The following is a 676-nucleotide window of genomic DNA, read 5'->3' as shown; positions in this document are numbered from 1 at the left end:
CAGAAGAAAAACTGGCTTCCATATGGCAGGAGGTACTGGGAATTGAAAGAATTGGAGTAACAGATAACTTTTTTGAATTAGGAGGAAATAGTTTGTCAGTTACAAGATTAATGAATCTTATCTATAAAGAAATTGATGTAAAAATCACTTTCAATGACATATTTAAAAATATGGTATTAGAAAGCCAGGCTGCTTTAATCGAAAATATACAGATGACTTATGAGGTTAATCTAGATAATGAAACTACTGAAAATTTTATTTTTTAAAAAAGCTAACTATCGTATGAGAAAAATAAAACTGGAAAAAACAACAGTAATGAAAATGAGGTTAGAAGAACAATTAAACAGTAAATTCCAATAAAATAATGCAAATACTACTTAAAAAATTATTTCAATCAAACGTGAATATTGAGGTAATTGATGGAAAACTAGATATTAAAGCTCCAGTTGGAGTTATTACAGAAGATATATTAAACGAAATAAAATTTTATAAAAAAGATTTAATTGATTTTTTTAGTCGATATAAAGGTGATAGTGAATATACTGCAATCCCAAAGGCACCTGAAAGCGAATCTTATCCCTTAACGGATTCTCAAAGACGATTGTGGATCATGAGCCAGCTGGAAGGCGGTTCGCTGGCGTATAATATGCCCGGAGCGGTTACCCTAAAAGGAGTT

2 protein-coding genes are annotated in these 676 nt (G+C 30.6%); both read left to right on the top strand.

What is annotated here, in order from left to right; translation table 11 throughout:
- Nucleotides 1–266 (top strand): phosphopantetheine-binding protein (locus DM397_RS00500; protein WP_204251857.1); only part of this gene is annotated, 266 nt, incomplete at its 5' end.
- 98 nt (nt 267–364) lie between these two features.
- On the top strand, nt 365–676 hold a 312-nt coding region (locus tag DM397_RS00495), incomplete at its 3' end, for a TubC N-terminal docking domain-related protein (protein WP_162615434.1).

This window comes from Flavobacterium nitrogenifigens (assembly GCF_003254565.1).
Lineage (GTDB): Bacteria > Bacteroidota > Bacteroidia > Flavobacteriales > Flavobacteriaceae > Flavobacterium > Flavobacterium nitrogenifigens.
This window is presented reverse-complemented; position numbering and strand designations above follow the sequence as displayed.